Annotated in this window: 8 protein-coding genes; 4 read left to right on the top strand and 4 right to left on the bottom strand. The window is 67.6% G+C overall.

The annotated features are described in order from the left end of the window. Positions 1-795, bottom strand: a 795-nt coding sequence (locus WA965_RS03670) for a CoA transferase (protein WP_526447094.1), incomplete at its 3' end; no start/stop codon positions are given. A gap of 28 nt (positions 796-823) precedes the next feature. Next, entirely contained in the window at positions 824-1,660 is an 837-nt protein-coding gene (locus tag WA965_RS03665; RefSeq protein WP_526300308.1) for a helix-turn-helix domain-containing protein, read from the bottom strand. A gap of 88 nt (positions 1,661-1,748) precedes the next feature. Here WA965_RS03665 and WA965_RS03660 point away from each other — a divergent pair, with 88 nt between their 5' ends. Further along, entirely contained in the window at positions 1,749-2,483 is a 735-nt protein-coding gene (locus WA965_RS03660; RefSeq protein ID WP_526300306.1) for an SDR family oxidoreductase, read from the top strand. On the opposite strand, the gene WA965_RS03655 is transcribed toward WA965_RS03660, so the two are convergent. Both WA965_RS03655 and fadD4 read right to left on the bottom strand, forming a co-directional pair. Next, positions 2,455-3,369 carry an enoyl-CoA hydratase/isomerase family protein gene (locus WA965_RS03655; RefSeq protein ID WP_526300304.1) on the bottom strand — a complete coding sequence of 305 codons (915 nt, stop codon included), beginning with the start codon at positions 3,367-3,369 and terminating at the stop codon, positions 2,455-2,457. The two genes, WA965_RS03660 and WA965_RS03655, sit on opposite strands and share 29 nt — an antisense overlap. Next, positions 3,366-4,886: a fatty-acid--CoA ligase FadD4 gene (gene fadD4 / locus WA965_RS03650; RefSeq protein WP_526300302.1), complete on the bottom strand. Its 1,521-nt coding sequence runs from the start codon at positions 4,884-4,886 to the stop codon at positions 3,366-3,368. Before fadD4 ends, WA965_RS03655 begins: the two co-directional genes overlap by 4 nt. Positions 4,887-4,972: 86 nt before the next feature. Here fadD4 and WA965_RS03645 point away from each other — a divergent pair, with 86 nt between their 5' ends. The 3 genes from WA965_RS03645 to WA965_RS03635 form a co-directional block, all read left to right on the top strand. Next, on the top strand, positions 4,973-5,647 hold the full coding sequence (locus WA965_RS03645; protein WP_526300312.1) for a TetR/AcrR family transcriptional regulator: 675 nt from the start codon (positions 4,973-4,975) through the stop codon (positions 5,645-5,647). A gap of 88 nt (positions 5,648-5,735) precedes the next feature. Beyond that, on the top strand, positions 5,736-7,298 hold the full coding sequence (locus WA965_RS03640) for an MFS transporter (RefSeq protein ID WP_526300300.1): 1,563 nt from the start codon (positions 5,736-5,738) through the stop codon (positions 7,296-7,298). After that, on the top strand, positions 7,295-7,652 hold a 358-nt coding region (locus WA965_RS03635), incomplete at its 3' end, for an SDR family NAD(P)-dependent oxidoreductase (protein ID WP_526447092.1). The genes WA965_RS03640 and WA965_RS03635, both read left to right, overlap by 4 nt.

The following is a 7,652-nucleotide window of genomic DNA, read 5'->3' as shown; positions in this document are numbered from 1 at the left end:
CACCCAGTCGGCGCGCTGCCCTTCGGCGCCGTGTCCGGTGATGCGCAGCCAGATCCGGCCATCCCGGGCGGGAACGTCGGTGGGGCCCAGGCCGCGTCGTGCCAGTGCTGCGGGACGCGAGGACTCGATCACCACGTCGGCTGCGGCCAGCAATCGGATCAGATCGTCGGGAGCAGCAAAATCGGCTCTGTAGGAAAGCTTTCCGCCGTTGATCCAGTCGAAGAACGACACCGGACCGGTTCGGGTTCCGTCGGGGCGGGCGGCACTTTCGACCTTGACCACCGTCGCCCCGGCACGGGCCAGCAACTGGGCACACAGCGGGCCGGCCCACATCGACGACAGGTCGGCCACCAGCAGATCAGACAGGGGTGCCGGGGCGGCCTGCCCACCCAGGTGGCGCAGGACCGGTGCGGCGGTGACGGTTTCGCCGAGCACACCTGCGGGCAGTCCGAGCAGTCGGGCCCGCTCGACGAAGACCGACACCCCCAGGGTGCGCACCCGCCGTTCGATCATCGGCCACGGATCATCGGCGACCTCATCGGATTCGATCAGCGCGGGCACGGCGTCGATGTCGTCGGGCCGGGACAGGGTCAGCGCACACCAGTCGGCGCCTGCGGGCATGAGCCGGGTCGCACCGCCCGCCGAGACGCGGCCGTGGCTCTGGAGGCCGAGCAGGACCGCGCGGCCGCCGAGCAACTCCTCGGCGTCGACGTCGATACCCGCTAGTGAACCCAGCGACCGGGCAGTGCCACGAGCCTGCTCGAGCACTGCGGCGGGAACGGCCACGGGCGTCACCACACCATTGTCGGTGACGGCGACACGCTCAGATGCTGCGGCCCTGAGCGTGACGCGAGGTCGCGGCGATGCTGCCGAGCATCTTCAACGCATCGCCGCTGGGGCTGCCCGGCGGCGCGTCGTAGACCACCAGTTCCTGACCCGGCGCGGAACGCACGTCGAACGTCTGCATGCTCAGCGTGACACGTCCGATCTCGGGATGACAGAACGTCTTCTCCGCCAACGACTTCCGTCGCGCATCGCGGCGCTCCCAGAGGGCGGTGAACTCCGTGCTCGTGTTCAGCAGTTCAGCGAGCACGGCCCGGGTGCGGGGATCGTCGGGGGCGGCGCCGTAGGCCATCCGGAATCCGGCGACGGAGTTCTCCGCGATCTCGGGCCAGTCGGCGTAGAAGTGGTGGGCGCGCGGGTCGGTGAACACCAGCAGCATCAGGTTGCCCACCGCACCCAGTTCCCCGAACAGGGCCGATGCCAGCGGGTTGGCGGCCAGGATGTCGTACGCGCGGTTGTAGACCAGCGCCGGATTGTCGGGCCAGGCCTCCATCAACCGCAACAGCGCCGGATCCACGCGGGCGGACACCTGGCTGGGCTGCACCCGTGGAGCCAGCCCGGCCAGGCGGAACAGATGGCTGCGGCCGTCGTCGTCGAGGCGGAGCGCCGCCGCCAGCGACTCGAGCACCTGGACCGACGGCGACCGCTCACGGCCCTGCTCCAGGCGGCCGTAGTAGTCGACGCTGACCCCGGCCAGCAGCGCCACCTCCTCGCGGCGCAGTCCCTGCACCCGGCGGACACCCATGCTGGTCAGACCCACGTCGGCGGGACCGACCGCGGCCCGTCGACTCTTCAGGTACTCACCCAGTTCGGCCACGATTTCCAGCCTAAACACCGAAACGGTCCCCTGACAGGGGTGCGATGCACCATGGCTGTGCGGGGCGCCGGTGGCACACGCTGGATTCATGACCGAATCGAAGATCGTTCTCATCACCGGCGCCAGCAGCGGTATCGGCGCCGCCGTCGCCACCCACCTGGTGCGCGCGGGTCACCACGTTGTTGCCGGCGCGCGCCGGGAGGACAAACTGGCGGCCCTCGCCGATGCTGTCGACGGCGAACAGTCCGGTGGCAGCCTGTCGGTGCGCCGACTCGACGTCACCGACCGGGCAGACACGGCCGCGTTCGTCGACGACGCCGTGGCCACGCACGGTCGCGTGGATGTCCTCGTCAACAACGCCGGGGTCATGCCGCTGTCCCGGCTGGACGCGTTGTTGGTCGACCAGTGGAACGCCATGATCGACGTCAACGTCCGCGGACTGCTGCACGGCATCGCCGCCGCGCTGCCGCACTTCCAACGCCAGGGCGACGGACACTTCGTCACCGTGGCCTCGGTCGGTGCGCACGAGGTGGTGGCTACGGGTGCGGTGTACTGCGCCACCAAACACGCCGCATGGGCGATCACCGAGGGGCTGCGCCAGGAGGTGGACCCGTCGATTCGGGTCACGACCATCTCCCCCGGAGTGGTCGAGTCCGAACTCGCCGGCACCATCACCGATCCCATCGCCGCGGAGGCCATGCGCGACTACCGCGCCGACGCGATCCCGCCCGAAGCGATCGCGCGCGCCATCGCCTATGCGATCGACGAACCGGCCGAGGTCGACGTCAACGAGGTCATCGTCCGACCGGCACGTCAGCGCTGACCTCGTCGACCAGTCCCCACCGCAACGCGGTCTCCGGGTCGATCGAGCGACCGGACAGCACCAGATAGGCGGTGCGCCATCGGCCGATACGCCGGGTGATGCTGACGGTGCCGCCGGCTCCGGGGATCAGACCGAGACGGAGTTCCGGCAGCCCGAGCGCCGCGTCGGGATGACACCGCACCCAGCCGCAGAACGCGGCCATCTCCAGCCCGCTGCCCTGCACCTGCCCGTGAATGTCAGCACAGCAGGTACGGCTGAGTCGCGCGGTGATCTCGTCGAGTGCCAGAGCGGGGCTGTGGCGGGTGCGGGCCAGGTGCGCGGCCGCAGGGTCGACGAAGGTGCCGAATTCGGCGAGATCTCCCCCGCTGCAGAATGACGGCCCGTTGCCCGACAGCACGACCTCGCTGATCGACGGGTCCAGCCGGGCGACCTCCAACACCTCCAGCAGCGCCGCCCGAGCATCGGTCGAGAATGCGTTGTGACGCTGCGGCCGGTTGAACCTGATCAGCAGACAGTCGCCAACCCGCTGCGCCTCAACGGGATTCGGAATCTCTGGGACGTGTGCCGGCCCGCGTTCGGCGAGCCAGCGCCCGAACTCGGTGCCGGCCTGCAGCGTCGAGTACCCCAACGATTCGGTGACAATCCCGGCGAAGGTCGGCCCTTTCGGGTCGAGGGCGCGCAACACGTCGTCACAAACGGCCGCGGCCTGCGGCCATCGTCGGCAGCGTTCGGTCAGTTCGGCAAGCGCGTCTGGCAGCGATTCGACGGTCACCACACGACGGTCGGCCGAGGGCGCCTCGGTGAGGGTGAAAGTCGCTTCATCGGAGGGGGATCCGATCGCGACGATCACCCCTCCGGCAAGTTCGACTTCATTCTGGGTGGTCACGAGTACTTCTTGATGAGCTCCTGCTTGTACAGCTTGCCGGTGTCGGTACGGGGGAGTTGCACCTCGAACGAGATCGAGCGCGGACATTTGTAGTGCGCCAACCGGTCTCGCAGCCAGGTGATCAGTTCATCGGCGAAGCTGTAAGTGGCGTCGGCGGGATCGACGGTCTGCACCGCAGCTTTGACACTCTGCCCCATCTCGTCGTCGGGGATGCCGAAGACCGCGGCGTCCATCACCTTCGGGTGGGTGACGAGCAGGTTCTCGGCCTCCTGCGGATAGATGTTGACCCCGCCGGAGATGATCATGTGATGCCTGCGGTCGGTGAGGTAGAGGTACCCCTCTTCGTCGACATAACCGATGTCGCCCACCGTCTTCCAGCCGCGCGCATCGCGGGACGAGGCGGTCTTGCCCGGATCGTTGAGGTACTCGAAGTCGAAGCCGCCCTCGAAGTAGATCTCACCGGCCTTGCCGGGGGGCAGTTCGTTTCCCTCCTCGTCGAGGATGTGCAGTGCGCCTGCCAGCGGTCTGCCGACCGACCCGGGGTGTGCCAGCCACTCGTCGGCCGTGATCAGCGTGGACCCGTGCGCCTCCGAGGACGCGTAGTACTCGTCGACGATCGGGCCCCACCAGTCGATCATCTGCTTCTTGATGTCCACCGGGCACGGCGCGGCCGCGTGCATCACCCTCTCCAGGCTCGACACGTCATAGGACAACCGCTTGTCGGCAGGCAGTTTCAACATCCGCGTGAACATCACCGGGACGAACTGACCATGCGTGACGCGGTGCTTGGCGATCGCGTCCAGCGCCCCCTCGGCGTCGAACTTCTCCATCACCACGGTCGTGATGCCACCGGCCTGCGTCTGCATGGACCACACCGACGGGGCGGTGTGATAGAGCGGCGCGGGGCTCAGGTAGACGGCGTCGGGATGCATCCAGAAGGACACCAGCGCGGCCATCAGCCCGGGCACTTCGGCCGGAGGCAGGTGCGGCAGTTCGCGTTTGATGCCCTTCGGCCGGCCGGTGGTGCCCGACGAGTACTGCAGCAGGTCGCCTTCGATCTCGTCGGCGATCGGTGTATCTGCTTGATCGGCAACACATTCGGGGTAGGTCTGCCACCCGTCGAGTTGGCCGTCGGCGATGACCAGGACCGCGGGCAAGCCCTTGGGCAGTTCTGCGGCGAGACCGGCGAGTGTGTCCTTGAGTGTGCCCGAGCCGACGATCGCCTTGGCGGCGCTGTTGTCGACGATGTAGGCCGCCTCGGCGGCGGTCAGGTGCGTGTTGATGGGCACGTAGTAGAGGCCGGCCCGACGCGCCGCCCACATCACCGTGTGCATGTGCTCGCTGTTCTCCATCAGGATCGCAACGGCATCCCCCTCGACCAGACCCGCGGCCCGGAAGAAGTGCGCCAGCCTATTGGCCCGGGCCTCCAGTTCGCCGAACGTCACCACCGTCCCGGACGGGTACATGACGATCGCAGGCTTGTCGGGCGTGGCAACGGCGGTGTCGCGGATCTGCATGATCAGACTCTACTTCGCCCAAGTTGACGGGTGTCAACTCGGGCGATGTTACGATCGTCAACATCGGCAACGGACACGGGTGACATCTGACAACTCGACGCTCTCGGACAGCCTCCGACAACTACCACCACGGCAATCTTCGCCAGACACTGCTCGAGCACGCCGTCGATCTGGCCAGGGCAGGTGGGCCCGATGCGGTGGTGCTGCGGGACGTCCAGCGGATGGCCGGCGTCAGCAATTCTGCGGCATATCGCCACTACTCCGATCGGGACGCCCTTCTCGACGCGGTCACCGATTACGCGATCGCCCGGATGACGGACGCGATGGCCGCACGCCTGAACGCGGTGCCGACGCGCGGCCCCAGGGCCAAACGCGCCCTCGGTAGACTCCGCGCCACCGGACAGGGCTACGTCGACTTCGCTCTTGCCGAACCCGGCTTGTTCCGAACAGCTTTCGCCCACAGGGAACCCGACAGCCACTCGCGTCACACCTCCGGCGACGACGGTGCCGATGCCGATGCCGATGCCGATGCCGCGGAAGCGCATCACCCGTTCCAGATTCTGATCCGGTGCTTGGACGACCTCGTCGCCGTGGGCGTGCTGTCCCCGGATCGGCGCGACGGCCTCGACGAAGCGGCATGGGCGGCGGTGCACGGGCTTTCCACGCTGTTCATCGACGGACCCTTGAGCGCGGCGGACCCGGTGCGCAAACAGCTGATCACCGACCGTCTGCTCGACGGGATATCCGGCAGCTTGCGCTGACCCGCAGGTGTTCGATGTTGACAGGACTAACATCGTCTGCGATGGTCAGCATGTTAGCGATGTAAACATCTAAAGGCGGAGCCCGCTCATGGTCACCCAGTCCGATAGCCATCCGGCAGGCACGCACTCGGCTCCGCCGAGGCACCGGCCCGCCCTCATCCTCACCGTTGTCCTGGTAGCCGCCCTGGCCATCAACGTGGAAACCACCATCGTCAATGTGGCTCTGCCAACCCTGAACTCGGAGCTCGGTGCTTCCACGCGCGGACTTCAGTGGATCGTCGACGCCTACAATCTGACGTTCGCCGCACTGGTACTTGCCGGCGGTACCGTCGGCGACAAGTTCGGCCGCCGCGGCACGCTGATCGCGGGGCTGGCACTGTTCGCGGCCAGCAGCGTGGGGGCGGCGCTGTGCACGTCGACCGAATCGCTCATCGGGATGCGGCTGGTGATGGGTGTCTCGGCGGCCCTGATCTACCCGACCACGCTGGCCATCATCACCGACACCTTCCGTGATCCGAAGCAACGGGCTGCGGCCATCGGCGTGTGGGGCGCGGTGACGGGACTCGGGGTGGCCATCGGCCCGATCCTCGGTGGCGCACTGTTGGAGTCGTTCTGGTGGGGCAGTTTGTTCTTGGCCTTGGCGCCGATCGCCGTCGTCGCCATCGTCGGTGCTGCGGTGTTCATCCCGCCCTCGACCGCAGAAGCCGGCGCTCGACTCGACCGCGGCGGCCTCGTGCTGTCGGTCGTGATGCTGGGCGCCCTGGTGTACACGATCATCGAGGCACCCGAACACGGATGGACCTCGGCGCCCACGGTGCTCGGCTTCGGCGTGGCGGTGACGGCGGCGGTCTGCTTCATCTGGTGGGAACGACGCCAACACGATCCGCTGCTCGACGTCAGCCTGTTCGCCAACCTGAGGTTCAGCGCGGCCAGCGGTGCGGTCACCGTGGCGTTCTTCGCCCTGTTCGGCTTCATCTTTCTGATCACCCAGTTCTTCCAGTTGCTGCAGGGCTTCGGCCCGCTCGAGACCGGGGTGCGGATACTGCCCGTGGCGTTGTCGATCGCGGTCGGGTCCGTGCTGGGGACCCGGCTCGCGGTGTCCCGCATCGGTACCAAGGTGGTGGTGTTCGCCGGTCTGCTGATGCTCACCGCCGCGTTCGCCTGGGTGGCCACCGTCGACGTCGACGTCGCATACATCGAGGTCGCGATGCAGATGGTACTGCTCGGCGGCGGTCTCGGTCTGACGACGGCACCGGCCACGGACTCGATCATGGGCGTGGTCCGGCCCGACCAGGCAGGCGCCGGTTCGGCGGTCAACGACGCGACCCGTCAGATCGGCGGCACGCTCGGTGTGGCTGTCGTGGGCAGCATCTTCTCCACGCTGTACATCCGCTCGCTCGATGACAGCGAGATCCTGCAGGCTGCCCCGAACGCCGCTCTTCAGACAGCGCGCGAAGGCCTGGCACAGGGTCTGCAGGTAGCCGCCCAGTCACCGACCGCCGTGGCGGGGACGTTGCGTGACACCGTCAGCGACGCGTTCATGTCCGGTCTTCAGGCCGGTTGTCTGACCGCCGCCGCGGTCTGCCTGGTGGGCGCGTTCTTCGTGCTCGCGTATCTGCCCGCACACCCGACGAAGGAGATCGCAGCATGAGACACGCCGACCGATACGGCTCGTGGGCGCTGATCACCGGCGCCAGTGACGGCATAGGCAAGGCACTGGCAGGCCAGATCGCCGCCGACGGAATCAACGTCGTCCTCTGCGCCCGCAGTCAGGACAAGCTGGAAGCGCTGGCGGCCGAACTGGCCGCCGACCACGGCATCGAGACGCTGGTGCTGCCGGCAGATCTGGCCGACCCCGGCGGCGTCGACACGGTGGCAGACCTGACAGACCGGATCGATATCGGTTTGGTGGTACTCGCTGCCGGATTCGGCACAACGGGATCTGTCCTGGAGACATCTCTGACGGACGAAGTCCAGTTGATCGCTGTCAACGTCACCGCCGTCG

Origin of the sequence: Mycobacterium sp. (assembly GCF_049683935.1) — a bacterium.
Taxonomy (GTDB): Bacteria; Actinomycetota; Actinomycetes; order Mycobacteriales; family Mycobacteriaceae; genus Mycobacterium.
Note: the sequence above shows the minus strand (reverse complement) of the source record. Positions and strands in the feature narration are given on the sequence as shown.

What these genes read in the sequence shown, in the direction of transcription:
- fadD4 (WP_526300302.1), bottom strand. Translation starts at nt 4,886, where the DNA reads ATGCAGATCCGCGACACCGCCGTTGCCACGCCCGACAAGCCTGCGATC.
- WA965_RS03660 (WP_526300306.1), top strand. Translation starts at nt 1,749, where the DNA reads ATGACCGAATCGAAGATCGTTCTCATCACCGGCGCCAGCAGCGGTATC.
- WA965_RS03640 (WP_526300300.1), top strand. Translation starts at nt 5,736, where the DNA reads ATGGTCACCCAGTCCGATAGCCATCCGGCAGGCACGCACTCGGCTCCG.